General features: G+C 73.9%; 15 protein-coding genes and 1 pseudogene. 3 read left to right on the plus strand and 13 right to left on the minus strand.

The window, feature by feature from the left end; translation table 11 throughout:
* Positions 1–7 precede the first annotated feature (7 nt).
* The 9 genes and pseudogenes from ABT232_RS20300 to ABT232_RS20340 all read right to left on the minus strand — a co-directional run bounded on the left by ABT232_RS20300 (position 8) and on the right by ABT232_RS20340 (position 10,287).
* Complete coding sequence (locus ABT232_RS20300) at positions 8–460, minus strand: DUF2690 domain-containing protein (protein WP_351841769.1); 453 nt, start codon at positions 458–460, stop codon at positions 8–10.
* Between the two features lie 108 nt (positions 461–568).
* Positions 569–2,434 carry a molecular chaperone DnaK gene (gene dnaK / locus ABT232_RS20305; protein WP_351841771.1) on the minus strand — a complete coding sequence of 622 codons (1,866 nt, stop codon included), beginning with the start codon at positions 2,432–2,434 and terminating at the stop codon, positions 569–571.
* Positions 2,435–2,539: 105 nt separating this feature from the next.
* On the minus strand, positions 2,540–3,313 hold the full coding sequence (locus tag ABT232_RS20310; RefSeq protein WP_351841773.1) for a glycerophosphodiester phosphodiesterase family protein: 774 nt from the start codon (positions 3,311–3,313) through the stop codon (positions 2,540–2,542).
* 5 nt (positions 3,314–3,318) lie between these two features.
* Complete coding sequence (locus ABT232_RS20315; RefSeq protein WP_351841775.1) at positions 3,319–4,692, minus strand: magnesium transporter CorA family protein; 1,374 nt, start codon at positions 4,690–4,692, stop codon at positions 3,319–3,321.
* 135 nt (positions 4,693–4,827) lie between these two features.
* Complete coding sequence (locus tag ABT232_RS20320) at positions 4,828–5,256, minus strand: OsmC family protein (protein WP_351841777.1); 429 nt, start codon at positions 5,254–5,256, stop codon at positions 4,828–4,830.
* Between the two features lie 71 nt (positions 5,257–5,327).
* Positions 5,328–5,858 (minus strand): annotated as a pseudogene (locus ABT232_RS20325) (DUF2201 family putative metallopeptidase); the annotation flags it as partial.
* A 68-nt stretch (positions 5,859–5,926) separates the two neighbouring features.
* On the minus strand, positions 5,927–7,315 hold the full coding sequence (locus ABT232_RS20330; protein ID WP_351841779.1) for an amino acid permease: 1,389 nt from the start codon (positions 7,313–7,315) through the stop codon (positions 5,927–5,929).
* Positions 7,316–7,399: 84 nt separating this feature from the next.
* On the minus strand, positions 7,400–9,553 hold the full coding sequence (locus tag ABT232_RS20335; protein ID WP_502975429.1) for a phage holin family protein: 2,154 nt from the start codon (positions 9,551–9,553) through the stop codon (positions 7,400–7,402).
* Positions 9,554–9,873: 320 nt separating this feature from the next.
* Complete coding sequence (locus ABT232_RS20340; protein WP_351841783.1) at positions 9,874–10,287, minus strand: hypothetical protein; 414 nt, start codon at positions 10,285–10,287, stop codon at positions 9,874–9,876.
* Positions 10,288–10,370: 83 nt separating this feature from the next.
* Here ABT232_RS20340 and ABT232_RS20345 point away from each other — a divergent pair, with 83 nt between their 5' ends.
* Together ABT232_RS20345 and ABT232_RS20350 are read left to right on the plus strand one after the other, a co-directional pair.
* The gene (locus ABT232_RS20345) at positions 10,371–11,144 is read left to right on the plus strand and encodes an MBL fold metallo-hydrolase (RefSeq protein ID WP_351841785.1); all 774 of its coding nucleotides are present in this window, start codon (positions 10,371–10,373) and stop codon (positions 11,142–11,144) included.
* On the plus strand, positions 11,141–11,758 hold the full coding sequence (locus ABT232_RS20350) for a DedA family protein (RefSeq protein ID WP_351841787.1): 618 nt from the start codon (positions 11,141–11,143) through the stop codon (positions 11,756–11,758). Before ABT232_RS20345 ends, ABT232_RS20350 begins: the two co-directional genes overlap by 4 nt.
* A 62-nt stretch (positions 11,759–11,820) precedes the next feature.
* Here the strand turns inward: ABT232_RS20350 and ABT232_RS20355 are convergent, their stop codons facing one another.
* The 4 genes from ABT232_RS20355 to ABT232_RS20370 form a co-directional block, all read right to left on the minus strand.
* Positions 11,821–12,876, minus strand: a complete 1,056-nt coding sequence (locus ABT232_RS20355; protein WP_351841788.1) for an MBL fold metallo-hydrolase — start codon at positions 12,874–12,876, stop codon at positions 11,821–11,823.
* Positions 12,873–14,117 carry an aminotransferase class I/II-fold pyridoxal phosphate-dependent enzyme gene (locus ABT232_RS20360; protein WP_351841910.1) on the minus strand — a complete coding sequence of 415 codons (1,245 nt, stop codon included), beginning with the start codon at positions 14,115–14,117 and terminating at the stop codon, positions 12,873–12,875. Before ABT232_RS20360 ends, ABT232_RS20355 begins: the two co-directional genes overlap by 4 nt.
* Positions 14,118–14,265: 148 nt before the next feature.
* Positions 14,266–14,952: a hypothetical protein gene (locus ABT232_RS20365; protein WP_351841790.1), complete on the minus strand. Its 687-nt coding sequence runs from the start codon at positions 14,950–14,952 to the stop codon at positions 14,266–14,268.
* 260 nt (positions 14,953–15,212) lie between these two features.
* Entirely contained in the window at positions 15,213–16,004 is a 792-nt protein-coding gene (locus ABT232_RS20370; RefSeq protein ID WP_351841792.1) for an RNA polymerase sigma factor SigF, read from the minus strand.
* Positions 16,005–16,270: 266 nt separating this feature from the next.
* Between ABT232_RS20370 and ABT232_RS20375 the strand changes: the two genes are divergently transcribed.
* Entirely contained in the window at positions 16,271–18,070 is a 1,800-nt protein-coding gene (locus ABT232_RS20375) for a thiamine pyrophosphate-requiring protein (RefSeq protein WP_351841794.1), read from the plus strand.
* Positions 18,071–18,201 lie beyond the last annotated feature (131 nt).

An 18,201-nucleotide genomic window follows, 5' to 3' on the forward strand; every position in this document is an offset into this window, starting at 1 on the left:
GGGTCTGTCACCAGTAGCCGCTGCACGAGACATCGGACGGGTCGCCGATGTTGCTGATGCAGACGCGGTAGTAGTAGCCGCTGCCGCCCAGCATGTTGGACCAGTCGCTGCCCGGATTGGGGATCACGACGTCCAGGCTGCGCACGAGCGGGCCGGCGTAGCCGTTGTGCTTCTCGATGTGGCCGTAGCGGTCCCACCAGTAGCCGCCGTCGGGGTTCTTCACCCGGACCCAGGCCGCCTGGCACTTGGCGGACCAGCGCAGTTCGGCCGTGCTGGTGCCGTCGCTGACGGACTTCTTGGTGACCGCGTCGAGGTCGCAGCCGTAGGACACCGGGCCGAGGTTGTCGCAACCCGCGCCGTAGCAGCTGCCGGCCGCGTGGGAGGTGCCCGCGAGCGGGAGCAGTGCGGCGGTGACCGCGGCGGCGGAGACCACGGCGGTCTTCGTCAGGAACCGTTTCATGGCAGGGCTGCGCCTTCCGTGCTGGGGAACGATGAAGTCCGCGCGCGCTGAAGGCAGTTGGTCTACCGGCCGCGCGATCAGCACGTCAAGGCACCGGACAAAGCGGGCTCAGGCGGACCCGCCCCGCGGGTCGCGCTCGTCGTCGACGATCTCCGCGTCCACGACGCCCTCCTCGTCGTGCGCGGCCGAGGTCTGCTGCCCGGCCGCCGGCTGCTGCTGTTGCTGCGCCTGGGCGTACATGGCCTGTCCCATCTGCTGGCTGACCGAGGCGAGCCGCTCGACGCCGGCGCGCAGTTCACCGGTGCCGGCGTTCCGCTCCAGCAGGCCCTTGAGCTCGGTGACGGCCGACTCGACCTCCGTGCGGGTGCCGGACGGGACCCGGTCCTCGTTGTCGCGCAGGAACCGCTCGGTCTGGTACACGAGCTGTTCGGCCTGGTTGCGGGTCTCGGCGGCCTCCCGGCGCTCGCGGTCCTCCGCGGCGTACTGCTCGGCCTCCCGCATCATGCGGTCGATGTCGTCCTTGGGCAGCGCCGAGCCGCCGGTCACCGTCATCTTCTGCTCGCGGCCCGTGGCGAGGTCCTTGGCGGAGACGTGCATGATCCCGTTGGCGTCGATGTCGAACGCCACCTCGATCTGCGGGACGCCGCGCGGGGCGGGCGGCAGACCGGTCAGGTCGAAGGTGCCGAGCTTCTTGTTGTACACGGCGATCTCACGTTCGCCCTGGTAGACCTGGATGCCGACGGAGGCCTGGTTGTCCTCGGCGGTGGTGAAGATCTCCGAGCGCCGGGTCGGGATCGTGGTGTTGCGTTCGATCAGCTTGGTCATGATGCCGCCCTTGGTCTCGATGCCGAGGGACAGCGGGGTGACGTCGAGCAGCAGCACGTCCTTGACGTCGCCGCGCAGCACACCGGCCTGGAGGGCGGCGCCGACGGCCACCACCTCGTCGGGGTTGACGCCCTTGTGCGGGTCCTTGCCGGTCAGCTCGCGCACCAGCTCGGTGACGGCGGGCATCCGGGTGGAGCCGCCGACGAGGATCACGTGGTCGATCGCGGACAGCTTGATCCCGGCGTCCTTGACCGCCTGGTGGAAGGGGGTCCGGCAGCGCTCCAGGAGGTCGGCGGTCAGCTCCTGGAACTGGGCTCGGGTGAGCTTCTCGTCCAGGTGCAGCGGGCCCTCGGCGGAGGCGGTGATGTACGGCAGGTTGATCGAGGTCTCCGAGGCGCTGGACAGTTCGATCTTGGCCTTCTCGGCGCCCTCGCGCAGCCGTTGCAGCGCCATCTTGTCGTTGCCGAGGTCGATGCCGTACTGCCCTTTGAACTTCTTGACCAGGTGCTCGACGACCCGCTGGTCCCAGTCGTCGCCGCCGAGGTGGGTGTCGCCGTTGGTGGCCTTGACCTCGATGACGCCGTCGCCGATCTCCAGCAGGGAGACGTCGAAGGTGCCGCCGCCGAGGTCGAAGACGAGCACCGTCTGCTCCTCGCCGCGGTCCAGGCCGTAGGCGAGGGCTGCGGCGGTCGGCTCGTTGATGATCCGCAGCACCTTCAGGCCGGCGATGTCCCCGGCCTCCTTGGTCGCCTGCCGCTGGCTGTCGTCGAAGTAGGCGGGCACGGTGATCACCGCGTCGGTGACGTCCTCGCCGAGGTAGGCCTCCGCGTCCCGCTTGAGTTTCTGCAGCACCCGCGCGGACAGCTCCTGCGCCCGGTAGCGGGTGCCGTCCACCGAGCCGTGCTCGGGGAAGCGCCAGCCGCCGTCGCCCATGTGCCGTTTCACCGACCGCGCGGTGCGCTCCACATTGGTCACGGCCTGCCGTTTGGCGACCTCGCCGACCAGCACCTCGCCGCTCTTGGCGAAGGCCACCACGGACGGGGTGGTCCTCGCGCCCTCCGCGTTGGCGACGACCGTGGGCTCGCCGCCCTCCAGGACGGCCACCACCGAGTTCGTGGTCCCCAGATCGATCCCGACCGCGCGTCCCATCGCTGTCCCCTTCCGCCAGGGCCCCCTCGGTTCCAGCACAGAACCTGAGCGGGCCGCTGTCAATGGGGCACCCGGCGCGCGGGCGGCGCGCGGCCGGTCAGCGGGTCACGGGCGGGACGGCTCGGCCGCCGGGGTGCCGCGCCCGTCGCTCCTGGGCGGGCCGCCGCGCAGGTCGACGGCACGGCGCGGACGGTCGGTGATCAGCACGTCCACGCGCGGGTCGGCGAGGAAGCCGCTGAGCGCGGTGTCCTCGTTGACGGTCCACACCATGGTGAACAGACCGTTGCGGGCGGCCTCGCGCAGCACGTTGGCGCGGGCGAGCCGCTGGTGCACGGCGACCCCGTGCGCGCCGCAGGCCCGCACCCGGCGCATCGGGAACAGCTCGCTGAGCCGGGTCGCGGTGAACCGGGCGGCGCCGATCTCCTTGCCGTCCCGGCCGAGGGAGAGCACGGTGCGCACACCGGGGAAGGCCTGGGTGATGGCGGCGACGGAACGGTCCTCCAGGGTGGTGGCGACGAAGCCGTCCTCGCCGAGCAGGGCGATCGCGGGGTCGATCACGTCCCGCTCGTAGCCGGTCTCCTTCAGGTCCAGATGTCCGACGAGCTTGCCGGCGATCAGCTCCATCACCTCGTCGACGACGGGCACCGGGTAGCCGGCGCGTTCGCTCAGCTCGGCGTGGGTGAGCTCGGACAGCAGCGGGCCGGTGTGCAGCACGCGGGGGTCGTGGTAGACGACGAGGACGCCGTCGGCGGTGCGCCGGATGTCGAACTCGACGTACTCGGCGCCGCTGAGCAGCGCGTCCTCGTACGCCTCCCAGGTGGCGGGGCCGTGGATCTCGGATCCGCCGCGGTGGGCGGAGACGGCGGGGCGTGGGGTCATGGCGGTCAGCTCCCGGGGGTGGTGCGTGGTGCGGGCACGGGCGGGGTTCCGTCGTCGGGCGGGGCTGCCAGCAGCGCGCCGGAGCCGCCGCCGGCCCGGCGCAGCAGCAGATAGCCGATCACCACGAGGACGATGAAGGGCAGCCAGGCCAGCAGATAGGCGACGCCGTACTTGCCGAGGTCGAGGATGGAGCGGTGCTCGTCCACGTTGGAGCCGTTCACGCCGAAGAAGGCCAGCAGCAGTGTCGGCGGCAGCGCGATCAGGGTGGCCGCCGCGACCAGGCCGGATATCGTGCGGTCGCGGCGTTCGTCGCGTTCGGCGAGCGCTGCGTCCAGGGCGGCGGAGCGGGCGTTGATGACGGAGGTGAGACGTTCCACCATGCGCGCGGAGTTGTCCAGGCTGTCGCGGATGCCGAGGGTGTCGCGCAGCGAGCTCTGGAACCCCTCCATCAGCATCTCGGGGATCAGCAGGCTGTCGACGTAGGCCTCCACGCCGAAGGCCAGGTCGAGCTGGAGTTCGTTGACGCCGGCCGACAGCCGGGAGATCAGCTCGCGGACGTCCTGCGGGGAGTCGGTGAGGGCGCGTTCGTTGGCGCGCATCATGGCGAAGGCGGCGAGCCGGGTGCGTTGCAGCACGGCGAGCGCGGAGACCATGCCGACGGCGACCAGGGCCAGGCCGTTCTCCACGTGCGGGGCCCAGCCGGCCTGGACGGAGACGCCGCGGCCGTGCGCGGAGAGCATCGCGCCCTGGTTCTTCAGGTTGGGCGGCACGCTGGGGCCGTTCGCCATCTTCCCGCGGTAGACGATCTCGTTGAGCGGGCCGAACAGGCGGGGACCGCCCTCGGCCCCGGCGGTGAGCAGCTCGGCGAGCAACCGGCCGCCGGGGAAGACGAGTTGGTGGACGTTCTGGCCGAAGTCGGGCCGGGTGTCGAGGTTCAGCCACTCGGCGACCACGTCGAGCAGCGGACGCCCCTCCGCGGTGATCCGACCGCGGTCGAAGCAGGTGTCGGCGAGCCAGGCGGCGACCGCGCCGGCCGGGGTCTCGCCGCCGAACTCGCAGTCCAGCAGCAGGGTGGCGTCGCCGCGCGGGGTGGTGACGACGAGTATCCCGGCCCGTTCCAGGGGCAGTCCGTGGTCGCCGTCCGGCAGCCCCAGCTCCGCCGGCTCCAAGGCCCGCGTCAGGACCGGTACGGGCAACAGGGCGGCGCCGGCCGTGAGATGGGGGGTGAAGCGGCCGAAGTCGTACCGGTCGACCAGCCGTCCCTGCCCGTCGTCGATCGGGCGGATCCGGCCCGCGAGGCTGAATAACAGCAGGATGCGGGTGTGTTCCCGGGTGGCGGAGTCGAGCACCGCCGTGCTGCTGGTCGTTGCCGCCGCCATCGAAAGTCCTTCCCACCTCGGCGCAGGGCGTTGATACCCCCCGCACCACGTCCGTGAACCGCGCCGAGCGCCGTGCAGGCCGGCCCCGGGACGGGGACGGCCTGCACCAAGGATGCGGGACACGCCCGCGGAACGTCAGGCGAGCTTCGCCGACAGCGTGATCGGTACGGCCTTCAGGGCTTGGCTGACCGGGCAGTTGACCTTGGCGTCCTCCGCGGCGGCGACGAACGCGTCGTTGTCCAGGCCCGGCACCGTGCCCTCGACGGTGAGGTGGATGCCGGTGATGCCCTCACCCGGCTGGAAGGTGACGTCCGCCGAGGTGACGAGCTTGGTGGGCGGGGTGCCGGCGCCGGCCAGGGCGTGCGAGAACGCCATGGAGAAGCAGCTGGAGTGGGCGGCGGCGATCAGCTCCTCGGGGCTGGTCTTGCCGTTGGCTTCCTGGGTGCGGGCAGCCCACGTCACCGGCTGCTGCTCGATGGCGCCGGAGGTGTCGAAGGTGACGACGCCGTTGCCCTCCAGGAGGTTGCCTTCCCAGACAGTGTGGGCGGAGCGCGTGGTGGCCACGGTCATTCCTTTCGTATGTCCCGGTTCGGGTCCGGTTCCGGGTTGACGGACCCATCCGATCACATTCCGGCTCAGGTCACGTGGAAGATCGGGCCACGCGCGGTGAACGGCAGCCGGGCGCCCCGGGGAATCAGGTAGGCGTGCTCGCGCCGTACGCGCAGCACGTCGCACCAGCCGTCCGTGATGATCAGCACCGGCGCGGTGGGCGGGAAGTCGTCGGCGCGGTGCAGCAGGTCGACGCCGGGCTGCAGGACCGTGCCGCCGCGCCCGCGCACCCGGACCCGGCCCGCGATCTCGGTGACCGGGAGGTAGCCGGCGTCGTGCGGGGCGGCGTCGCAGAAGACGACCCGCGCGGCGGGCACGTCGCGGGCCTCGGCGTAGGAGGCGATCGCGCCCAGCGCCTTGCCGAGCAGGGTGCGGTTCATGGAGCCGGAGGTGTCCAGGACGACGCCGAAGGTGCAGCGGGCGACCTCCTCGGGCGGGAAGTGGCGGCCGGCGCGCGGGATGTCGGGGGTGGACGCCTGGCGGCGGGCCGGGCGGGCGTAGGACCGGACGGGCTCGGGGCGGGGCGCGAACTCGTCGAACCAGCGGGCCGGCCGGGCGTGGTGCCGAACAGTGTGGGCCGCCCTGATCGTCGTCCGCAGCCGATTTTCCGGCCGCCCGCCGGTCCTCAGGCGGTGGCGCGCTGCCGCCGGGCCGCCATCCAGGCGTACACCGGCACGCCCGCGAAGAGGAACAGCACGCCCTGGTAGACGGCCGCGTAGCCGGCGCCCGCGACGAGCCACAGGGAGAAGCCGAAGGCGAGCGCGGCGAGCACCGCGTCCCGCGCCAGCCGCCCGCGGTCGACCTTCTCGTGCTCCCCGCGGGCCAGGTGGAAGAGCTGCGCGGCGGTGGCCAGCAGGTAGGGCACGGTCGCGGTGAAGGTGGTGACCAGCACCAGGATCTCGAAGACGCGTGCCGAGCCGGCCGTGTAGTTGTAGACGGTCAGCAGGGAGGCGAGGACGACGGTGACGCCGACGCCGACCGTCGGCACGCCGCGCCGCTTGCGGGTGAACGCCGCCGGGAACAGGCCGTCGCGGGCGGCGGCGTACGGCGTCTGGGCGCTCAGCAGGGTCCAGCCGTTGAGGCAGCCGACCATCGACACCAGCGCGGCCAGCGCGACCGCCCAGCCGCCCCAGGAGCCGCCGAACATGGCGTTCACGGCGTCCGAGAACGGGGCCGTGGACTGCACCAGCCGGTCGTGGGCGACGGTGCCGAACACCGAGAAGGTGCCGAGCAGATAGACCAGGGCGGCGCCGAGGGTGCCGATGACGGTGGCGCGGCCCACGTTGCGGCGCGGGTCGCGGACCTCGCCGGCGCTGACCGCGGCCGACTCCACGCCCAGGTAGGAGAAGAGCAGGATCGCGGCGGCCGCCGAGACCGCGCCGAGCGCGCCGCCGTCGCCGGCCTGGAACGGGCCGAGGTTGTCCGGGTCGAAGAAGAACAGGCCGCCGACCGCGACCAGCAGCAGCGGGGCGAACTTCAGCACGGTGGAGACGAGCTGCACGGCCCCGACGTAGCGGGTGCCGGCGAAGTTCGACAGCGCGGGCAGCCACTGGATGGCCAGCGCTGCCAGGCAGGCGGTCCAGCGGTGGTCGTTCACCGGGATCAGCACGTCGAGGTAGCCGACGGCGGCCACGGCGAGGGCCGCGTTGGAGACCCAGGTGGTGATCCAGTAGGCCCAGGCGGCGAGGAAGCCGGCGAAGTCGCCGAAGGCCTCGCGCGCGTAGACGTACGGGCCGCCGGTGCGCGGGTCACGGGCGGCGAGCCGTCCGAAGACCAGGGCCAGGGCGATCGCCCCGGCGGTGAGGACGCCGAAGGCGACCAGGCTGATGGTGCCGAACGGAGCCACGGAGGCCGGGAGCAGGAAGATGCCGCCGCCGATGATGTTGCCCATGACCAGGGCGGTGGCGACGGGGAGACCGAAGCGCCGGGTGGGCTGCTCGGGGGTGGTGGCCGCCTGCCGCCGGGTCTCCTGCCGGGCCGGAGCCGAGGGCGTGACGGTTCCGGGGTCGTGCATGGGGTGGTGCGCCTCTCGTCGTGCTGATGCCCGGGATCGCCGGACGACCGCCCATGGTCGGTCACCGGTTCGAGTCGCACCAAATCACGCGGTTTTGTCCTGTACGGCGGGGTCCGGAACCGTAAAAGGTGCGTCGACCGGAGCGCCGGACCGGGAATCGTCCACCGGCACCTGCGGCCCGTTGGACTCCCGCAGCCAGCGGCGCAGCACCCGGTGCACCTGCTCGGCGCCCACCAGCGGCCCCGGCCCGTCGACCGGCGGCGAGAGGGTGAGCGGGGACAGCAGGAACGGTTTGCCCTGGGCGCCGCCGAGGCCGCCGTGCGAGCCGATCTGCTCCTCGAAGGCGAGGACCTCGCCGTCCGCCGGGTCGTGGAAGGAGTTGACCATGATGTCGGCGGTGTGCGGGAAGGCGTGGGTGCGGCGCACCGCCTCGGCGGCGCCGGGGCCGAACCCGGCGAGCGGGCCGGGGCGCTCGTCGTCGAGTTCGGCCACCGGGATCTGCGCCCCGTACGCCCCGAGGACCACGCCGCCGTGCTCCTCGCTGCGTACCAGCAGGAAGCCGATGCCGGGATGGTTGGCGAGGGTCGTCAGCAGCGCGGGGTGGCGGGCGTCGATCTCCTCCTTGCTCATCCGGTGCGGCACGTCCGGGAAGGAGACCAGGCCGAGGTTGCCCGAGGCCAGCACCATGGGCTCCTCGCTGCGGGCCGGGCGGTGCTCCGCGCCGTCCTCCTCGACGGGGATGCGCAGCGCGGCCCGGACCGCGGCGCGGGCCTCGGCGCCGCTGCGGGTGCGCCGCGCCCGGCGCGGCACGGGCAGTCCGCAGCCGGCCCGCACCAGGTCGCCGAGGGTGAGGCCGTAGCGGGCGCGGAACGTCTCGCCGGGGCTCTGCCCGTGGTCGGACAGCACCACCACGCGGTAGGGGCGCGGGGCGTGCTCGGCGACCTTCTCGATCAGCGCCACCGCCCGGTCCAGGCGCTGGAGGACCTGCTCGGCGTCCCGGCTGAACGGGCCGGAGTGGTGGGCGACCTCGTCGTAGGCGACGAGGTCGGCGTAGACGGCGGTGCGGCCGGCGAGCATGTCGCCCATGACCGCGGCGACCACGACGTCGCGTTCGACGACGGTCGCGAAGGCGCGGACGAACGGGTAGAGCCCGCCGCGGGAGACCCGGGGGCGCTGCTTGCGCAGCCGGGCCCGGGTGGACTGGCCGATCTCCCGGCCCACCTCGGCGACGAAGGACAGGGCGGTGCGCACGGCGTTGGCGGGGTCGGAGAAGTAGGCGAAGTACCCCGCGCGGGAGCGGTTCTCCCGGCTGCGCCGCCGGGTGGCGATGGACAGCACCAGCGCCTGCTCGTCGGCGCCGCCGCCGAACAGGTTGCCGCGGCTCGCGCCGTCCGCGGTGAGCAGTCCGCCGTCGCCGGTGCGCACGACGGCACGGCGCTGGAGCTCGGCGGCGCTGGTCGGCCGGTTGCTGACCATCACCTCCTGGGTGTCCTTCTCGTACCAGCGGAAGGCGGGGACGTCGAAGGTGCTGCCGTGCAGGATGCCGAGCTGGCTGGCACCGGTCTGGCTGGACCAGTCGGTGCGCCACGGGGTGAGGCGGTGGGTGGCGGCGGTGCCGGGCCGGCCGTCGTCGCGCCCGTCGCCGCCGAGCCAGCGGGCGACCGTCGGCATCAGGCCCTTGCCGACGGCGTCCACGAGGACGTCGTGGCCGACGCCGTCGAGCTGGAGGAAGACGGTGCCGGGCGTGGCCGGGCCCGGCGGCAGTCTGCGGCGGCGGCGGTCGGCGAGGCGGTACAGGCGGCGCCGGTAGGCGTCGTCGTCGCGGACCGCCAGCGCGGCGCCGGTGGCGGAGGCGACCGCGGACATCACGGCGGCCACCACCACCGCGGTCTCCGGGGCGGCGGCGCCCCGCTCCGCCGGGTTCAGACGCAGCGCGAGCAGCAGCAGCGCCCCGTTGAGCGCGAACACCAGCAGTCCGAGGACGAGCGCGGGAACCAGCAGCAGCAGCCGTACGAGCAGCGGCCACACCAGGGCCGACAGCAGACCGAAGGCGCCGGCGCCGAACGCGGCGGTCACGGCGATGTCGGTGGCGCTGTCGCCGTCCGCCGAGCGGAGCCGGAAGTCCGGCAGCAGCCCGGCGAGGAGCAGCATGGTGACCGTGCTGACCCCCCAGACGGCGATGCTCCGCCCGGCCTGACTGGCCACCCGCCGCCAACGCCCCGCACGCACGCCCCGCACACCTCACGTCCCGGCCCGTGGTCCGGTGCGGGCCTGACCCCAGCGTGTCACACCGGCCGACGCGGGCCGGGGGCGGACCGGGGCAGGCCGGGGGCGGTACGGGGGTGGACCGGGGGCAGGCGGGGGCGCGGGCCGGGGCGGGTCCTAAGGCCGTGTCCGCGAAGTCCCTTCGTCCGCCCGAGGGCGGGCTTGCGGCGTCTGGTGCGTGCTCTCGGCGTGCCGGACGGGGTCCCTCGTACCGGGCGTACTCGGGACGGTGTCCGGTGCGGCGAGAGTGCGTGCCAGGCGTCGCGGGGCAGGAGGGACTTCGCGGACACGGCCTAGCGGCCGTCGTACCCGGCCGTCGGCATCGACAGCCTGCGGTGGACGCGGGCCTTCATCTGGGCGTCGTAGCAGGGCTCCGCGCGGCCCACGGTCTCCACCCGCACTCCGCGCCGGGCGCACTCGGCGGTGAACTCCTCGACGTTCGCAAGGGCGCTCTCCAGCACCCGGCGGCTGGGGGCGACGAACAGGTCGAAGCCGGGCCGCACCCCGTCCCACAGCAGACAGTGGTCCGGGCGCAGCGCGCGCACCAGCAGCTCGCGGGTGACGACGTAGCCGCGTTCGGCGGCCCAGTGGGCGCACATGGCGTGCTGGCTGCGGGAGTCCACCAGGAAGGGGTCGACGTCCAGTTCCTCCAGTGGCGTCAGACTGGCGATCGCCGTGACGCGGACCGGCCCGGGGCCTTCTCCCATGGCGTCCCCCTCACCTTAGGGTTTCGCCGCCGACCCTACTCCTGCCCGTAGGCTTCGGGGAGTCGCGCGAAGGAGGCAAAGAGGTGCCGGTGGAGATCACCTGGTGGGGTCACGCCACTTGCACGGTCGAGGATTCGGACGTACGTGTGCTCACCGATCCGTTGTTCGCACGCCGGCTCGCGCATCTGCGGCGCCGGCGCGGGGCGTTGCCCCCGCCGGAGGCATGGCGCGCGGACGTCGCGGTCGTCTCGCATCTGCACGCCGACCATCTGCACGTGCCGTCGCTCGCGCGGCTCGCGCCGGGCACGCGCCTGCTCGTGCCCCGGGGCGCACCACGGGCGGTGCCGGGACTGCGCCGGCTCACTCATCTGCGGATGACGGAGGTGGCGCCCGGTGACCGGGTGACGGTCGGCGATCTGGTCGTGCGAGCCGTGCCCGCGCTGCACGACGGGCGGCGGCTGCCGCTCGGCCCGCACCGCTCCCCCGCGCTCGGCTACGTCGTCGAGGGCGAGGCACGGACGTACTTCGCCGGGGACACCGGGCTGTTCGACGCGATGGCCGAGGAGGCGGGGCCGGTCGACGTGGCGCTGCTGCCGGTGGGCGGCTGGGGGCCGTACCTCGGCGACGGGCATCTGGACGCCGGGCGGGCCGCGCAGGCGCTGGCCCGGCTGGCGCCGCTCAGCGCGGTGCCGGTGCACTACGGCACGTACTGGCCGATCGGGATGGACGCGGTGCGCCCCCACGAGTTCCACGCGCCCGGCGACGAGTTCGTCCGGCTGGCGGCCGAGCGGGCGCCCGGGGTGGCCGTGCACCGGCTCGCGCACGGCGAGAGCGTGCGGCCGAAGGTCGCAGGGTGAGCTGGTTCGAGGCGGTGTCGCCCGCCTCCACCCAGCAGGCCTTCGGCTATCCGACGCTGTTCGTGCTCGTGCTGCTCGGGGCGCTGGTTCCGGTGGTGCCCACCGGGGCGCTGGTCAGTTCGGCGGCGGTGGTGGCGTTCCATCGGGCGGCGCCGTTCTCGCTGGCGCTGCTGTTCGTGACGGCGTCGCTGGCCGCGTTCCTCGGGGACATCACGCTGTACTGGCTGGGGCGGCGTGGGATGCGGTCGAGGAACGGCTCGCGCTGGCTCGCCGCGATCCGCAACCGGGCGCCCGAGGAGCGGCTGGCCCAGGCCCAGGAGAAGCTGGCCGCGCACGGTGTGGCGGTGCTCGTGCTGTCCCGGCTGATACCCGCCGGCCGGCTGCCGGTGATGCTGGCCTGCCTGGTCGCCGAATGGCCGCTGCGCCGCTTCGCCCGCGGCAATCTGCCCGCGTGCCTCGCCTGGGCGGTGACCTACCAGCTGATCGGCATCCTCGGCGGCTCCCTCTTCCCGGAGCCCTGGGAGGGCGTGCTCGCCGCGATCGTCCTGACCCTGCTGATCAGCGTGGCCCCGGGGGTGTGGCGGCGGCTGCGGGGGGCGGGGACCGGGGGGTGAAGGTGGGGGCGGTGGCGGCCGGGGTTCCCGGCGTCCGGTGGGGACCCGGCGGCGCGCGTGCTTCACTCCAGCAGGCGGGAACCGCCCACCGGCATGTCCCACAGGTCCTCGCGGGCCAGACCCGCCTCCTGCCAGGCCGCGCGGACGCGGGTGAGGGGTTCCAGGACCGGTTCGGCGGACAGGACGAAGGTGGCCCAGTGCATGGGGGCCATCCGGCGGGCGCCGAGGTCCTGGGCGGCGGCGACCGCCTCCTCCGGGTCGCAGTGGACGTCGCTGAGCCACCAGCGGGGGTCGTAGGCGCCGATGGGGAGCAGGGCGAGGTCGATGCCGGGGTAGCGGCGCCCGATACGGCCGAACCAGTGGCCGTAGCCGGTGTCGCCGGCGAAGTAGACGCGCCGGCCGTCGGGCGCGGTGAGCACCCAGCCGCCCCACAGGGAGCGGCAGGTGTCGGTCAGACTGCGCTTGGACCAGTGGTGGGCGGGCACGAAGTCGAAGCGGACGCCGCCCACTTCGGACGCCTCCCACCAGTCCAGTTCGGTGACGGTGGTGAAGCGCCGGCGGCGGAACCAGCGGCCCAGTCCGGCGGGGACGAACACCGGTGTCTCGCGCGGCAGCCGGCGCAGCGTGGGCGCGTCGAGGTGGTCGTAGTGGTTGTGGCTGATGACGACCGCGTCCACGCGGGGCAGCTCGCTCCAGGGCACGCCGACGGGGGTGATCCGCGCGGGGGTGCCGATGATGCGCCGGGACCAGACCGGGTCGGTGAGCACGGTGAGCCCGCCGACGCGCACCACCCAGCTGGCGTGTCCGGCCCAGGTGACGGCGAGGGTGCGGGCGTCCACGCGGGGCAGCGGTGCGGGGGCGTACGGCAGCCGTGGGATGTCGGCCAGGCCCTCCTTGCCGGGCCGCACGGCGCCCTCGCGGGCGAAACGGGCGAGGGCCTTGATGCCGGGCAGCGGGGCGGTCAGCCGGTCGTGGAAGGAGCGCGGCCAGACCCTGCGCTCCCCCGGCGGGCGCGGTGCGGCGAGCGGTGGTGACAGGGGCGCGAGGGGGGCGGCGGCCGCCGGGTCGCCGGCCTCCCGGGCCGTTGTGCTCCCGGCCGACTCGGACTGCTGCGTCATCGCGGAGGCTCCCATCGCTGAGCGTCGTCGCGGAGGTCACCGAGGACGGACCTCAAGGTGATCAACGAGCGGTGCGGGTGTGGCAGTTCGAGCGGCGCGGGTGAGCGGAGGGATTCCGCGCGGTCGGCGTCCGAGCCGCCCAGCAGGGCGCCGGTGGACAGCCGGACCCGCAGCGCGCCGAGGTCGTCGCCGAAGCGGTGGCCGCCGGGCGCGGGCATGCCGAGCCGGGTGGTGAGGTAGTCCTCCAGTTCCTGTGCGTCGGTCACGCCGCGCGCGGTGAGCGCGGACCTGAGCGGCCCCAGGTCGGCGTAGAGATGGCGGCCGGCCCGCGGCGGCAGGGCGAGCCCGCCGGCGGCGACGACCGTCCGGTGCATCGCGTCGGCCACGCGCGCGTGCAGGCGGACGGCGGCGGTGACCCGCTCGGTGACCGGTTCCGGCTCGCCGAGGGCGTAGGCGGCCGCGGCGGCCACCGGGGAGGCGATCCGGGCGTCGAGCGCGGTGAACACGTCGAGCACCCGGGCGCGCAGGCCGTCCCCGGTGGGACCGGCGGGGAAGCGGGCGACGGCGGCGGGCCAGCCCGGCGGCAGCAGCGCACCGGCGAGGTCGGTGACGACGGTGACCCGGTCCGGCAGCATCTCGGCGGGGCTGAACAGCACCGTCTCGTGCGGGTCGTGCACGGTGTCGCGCCAGGTCTCGTCGCTGACCAGGTGCAGCCCTTCGCCCGCGGCGGCCTCCAGGGCCTCGTGCAGCACCTCCGGCGGGGCGACGGTGCCGGTCGGGTCGTCGGCGACGGAGAGCACCAGCAGCCGCGGGTCGCCGCCCTCGGCACGCACCCGGCGCACGGTCTCCAGCAGGGCGTACGGGTCGGGTACGCCGCCGCACTCGGCCGGGGTGGCGACGTGGAAGACGGGCCGGCCGAGCAGCCGCGCGTACGGCGCCCACCAGGCGGCGCAGGGCCGCGGCACCAGGACGTCACCGCCGAGCGCGGCGGTCAGCGCCAGCAGGACGGCGGGAGCGCCGGGGGCGGCCACGGTGTGCTCGGGGGCGGTGGCGAGGCCGCGCCGGGCCCAGTAGCCGCAGCCGGCCTCCAGCAGGGCGGGGCCGCCGCCGACGGGTTCGGGGCCGCCGCGGTGCGCCGCCGCGGCGAGGACGCCGGCCAGTTCCGGCAGCACGGGCAGCCCGTCGCCGGGCGGTGGCGGCCCGTAGCGGACGGGGCCGTGGCCTTCGGGTTCCGTCCGCATGGGGTCCTCCGCGCTGCCGTCGGCGTCGTGCCGTCTCACCGTCCCGTCGTGCTCGCTCGTGGCCTGCTCCCTGGTCCGTGGGTGATGTCCCGGGTCGTGCGGTGCGGATCGGGCCCTCGCGCTTGTGCGTACCCAGCGGGTCACCGGGTCAGGCGTCGGGCCGGGAGCCCTTGGGTCGCAGCCGGTAGACGGCACCGCCGACGGCGCCGGCGATCAGCAGCCCGCCCAGCACCAAGGCGGGCACGGAGCCGGCGAAGGCGCCGCCCTTGCCGGCCCGCACGCCGCGCTGGACGACCGCCGTGCCGCAGCGGGTGTCCTTCGGTTCGGGGCAGGCGGGCGAGGGGTGCGAGGAGTGGTGGGACGAGGGGGGCGGGGTGTGGCCGCCCTTCGAGGGGTGCGGGGTGGGGTGGCCGCTCTGCGAGGAGACGGTGAAGGTGGCGCTCCACGGCTTGCCCTGCCCGCCGGGCGCGGCCGGGCAGGTGCCGTCCACGGTCCAGGCCGAGCCCTCGCTGCCGGTGTCCACGCCCTCGATGTCCTCGGGAAGGACGATCAGCGCGGTGCCCTCGTAGGCCGGTCCGGAGAGCGCGTCGTCGTTCCCCTCGACCAGCAGGAGTTCGGTCATCCCGTCCTCGAAGGCCTGCGAGGTGGCCTCCATGACCTCCGGCGCCGTGCCGCCGAGCGGGTCGCAGCTCACCGCCACGGTGACGGTCCCGCCCGGAGCGACCCGGCTGGGGCTCACCTCGGCGGCGGGTTCGGCGGTCACCGTCGAGGCACCGCCACCCACCACGGCCGCGGTCAGCACGACGACGGACAGGACACGAGCGGCGCGACGCATGGCGGACTCCCAGCCCGGAAGGCAACGGCGGACACCCAGCCATCACATCCGCTGCCCACCCGCACCGCGCGCGGCCGACACCCATTCGCGGGAAGAACCGGAGCAACAGGGTGACGATGCGCCCGACGCCCGCGACCAGCCACACCACCGCCGCCACCCGCCCCACACCGGCCTGACGGCCGGACCCACCTCCCGCACGGTCGGGTCCGGGTGCGGGGCGGCCGGGTCCACCCGACGGACCCCCGCGCCCGTCCTCCGGCTCACGCTCCGCCAAGGACCTGCTCCCGGACGCGTCGGCAGCTGCGGCTGATCAGTCGGGAGACGTGCATCTGGGAGATGCCCATCTCCTCGGCGATCCGGCTCTGCGTCATGTCGCCGAAGAAGCGCAGGTACAGGATCTCGCGCTCCCGCTCGGGAAGCGCCGCCAGCCGGTGGCGGACGGCCTCGCGGTCGACGACGGTGTCCAGCGCGGGGTCCGGCCCGCCGAGCGCGTCGCCCAGGGAGAAGCCGTCCTCGCCGCCGGACAGCTCGGCGTCGAGCGAGAGCGCGCTGAAGCTCTCCAGCGCCTCGAGACCGGCCCGTACGTCGTCCTCGGGCAGCCCGAGGTGGGCGGCGATCTCGGGGACGCCGGGCCGCTGTCCGGTGGGCGTCTGGGACAGCTCCTGGCAGGCGGACCGCACGCGGTTGCGCAGCTCCTGCACCCGGCGCGGCACGTGCACGGTCCACATGTGGTCCCGGAAGTGGCGCTTGATCTCACCGGTGACGGTGGGGACGGCGTAGCTCTCGAAGGCGTTGCCGAGTTCGGGGTCGTACCGGTCGACGGCCTTCACCAGTCCGAGCGCGGCGACCTGCCGCAGGTCCTCCAGGTTCTCCCCGCGACTGCGGAAGCGTGCGGCGATCCGGTCGGCCATGGGCAGCCAGGCCTCGACGATCCGGTCGCGGAGCGCGTCGCGCTCGGGTCCGGGGGGCAGGGCGGCGAGCCGGCGGAACGCGTCCGCGGTGTCGGGAGCGTCGTCGTGCGGATGGTGCCGGGTGCTCGCTGGGGTTCGCATGGTGCGCCACAACTCCCTTGTGGGGTGTTCTGGGTGGGACGGTCACCGTGGGAGCGGGCGCGCGGTCCGGAGGAGACGCACCGGGGGCGACATGCGGCCGTCCGCCACGGGGGTGCCTCCGGTCCGAAGCACTGAGGTGCGCCTGCCCTGCGCCCCGGCGGGCAAACGCGGGGTCGTCCCGCCGGGTGACCCGGAGGTTTTCCACGGCCTCGCGGGGTGACTCGGGCAGCTGCCGACCACGTCCGTCATCTCCGGGAGGTCCGTCCATGAGCACGAAGGTCGCCGACCATGTCCTCGAACGGCTGCGCGAATGGGGTGTGGAGCACGTCTTCGGGTATCCCGGCGACGGCATCAACGGTCTGCTCGCCGCCTGGGGCCGGGCCGGGAACCGGCCGCAATTCGTGCAGTCGCGGCACGAGGAGATGTCCGCGTTCCAGGCCGTCGGCTACGCCAAGTTCAGCGGCCGGGTCGGAGTGTGCGCGGCCACGTCGGGACCGGGAGCGATCCACCTCCTGAACGGCCTGTACGACGCCAAGCTGGACCATGTGCCGGTGCTGGCGATCGTCGGGCAGACGCACCGCACCGCGATGGGCGGCTCCTATCAGCAGGAGGTCGACCTGCACACGCTGTTCAAGGACGTCGCCTCGGAGTTCGTGGAGACGGTGACGGTCCCCGAGCAGCTGCCGAACGTGCTGGACCGGGCGCTGCGCACCGCGTACGCGCGCCGCTGCCCGACCGCGGTCATCATCCCGGGCGACGTCCAGGAGCTGGACTACTCGCCGCCCACCCACGAGTTCAAGATGGTGCCGTCCAGCCTGGACCGCAGCGAGTGGACCTCGGTGCCGTCGGAGGAGTCGCTGCGGCGGGCGGCGGAGATCCTGGACTCCGGCGACAAGGTGGCGATCCTGGTCGGCCAGGGCGCGGCCGGGGCGCGTGCCGAGGTGGAGCGGATCGCCGAACTGCTCGGCGCGGGCGTGGCCAAGGCGCTCCTCGGCAAGGACGTCCTGAGCGACGAACTCCCGTACGTCACCGGCTCGATCGGCCTGCTGGGCACCCGGCCGTCGTACGAGCTGATGCGGGACTGCGACACCCTGCTGACGATCGGCTCCTCGTTCCCGTACTCGCAGTTCCTGCCGGAGTTCGGCAAGGCGCGCGGTGTCCAGATCGACCTCGATCCGCACATGATCGGGATGCGCTACCCGTACGAGGTGAACCTGGTCGGTGACGCGAAGGAGACGCTGCGGCGGCTGATCCCGATGCTGATGTCGGAGGAGGCGCGCGGCCGCGAGTGGTTCGACACGGTGTGCGACAACGTACGGCGCTGGCGGGATGTGATGGAGCGCCGGGCCGCGGTCTCCGCCGACCCGGTCAACCCGGAGCAGGTGGCGCGGGCGCTGGACCCGTTGCTGCCGGACGACGCGATCGTCACCTCGGACTCGGGCTCGGTCGCCAACTGGTACGCCCGGCATCTGACCATGCGCCCGGGGATGCGGGGCTCGCTGTCGGGAACGCTGGCGACCATGGGCTGCGGGGTGCCGTACGCGATCGGCGCGAAGTTCGCCCACCCGGACCGGCCCGCGATCGCGCTGGTCGGTGACGGGGCGATGCAGATGAACGGGCTGGCGGAGCTGATCACGGCGGCCAAGTACCGGGACCAGTGGGAGGATCCGCGGCTGGTGATCGGGGTGTGGAACAACCGCGATCTGAACCAGGTCACCTGGGAGATGCGGGCCATGGGTGGCGCGCCGTCCTTCCTGCCGTCGCAGGAGCTGCCGGACGTGCAGTACGCCGCGTTCGCCCGTTCGCTGGGGCTGACCGGTATCCGGGTGGAGAAGCCGGAGGACGTCGAGGCGGCCTGGCGGGCCGGGCTGGCGGCGGACGGTCCGGCGGTGATCGAGTTCCTGACCGACCCGGCCGTGCCGCCGGTCCCGCCGCACGCCACCTGGGAGCAGATGGAGGCCACGGCCGCGGCGATCCTGAAGGGCGACGCGGACCGCGGGTCGATGGTCAAGCAGGGGTTCAAGGCGAAGGTGCAGGAGTTCCTGCCGGGGCGGGAGCGGAAGTAGGCCCGCTCACCGGGGAACGAACGCACGCGCGACCGCCCGGACCTCGGCCTGAACGACCGCTCGGGCCGAGGCGGACGGCTGGTGACAGATCCCCACCTGACCACATGTCAAGTGGGGCGACCTGCCGGCGG

This window comes from Streptomyces sp. NPDC001532 (assembly GCF_040298625.1).
Classification (GTDB): domain Bacteria; phylum Actinomycetota; class Actinomycetes; order Streptomycetales; family Streptomycetaceae; genus Streptomyces.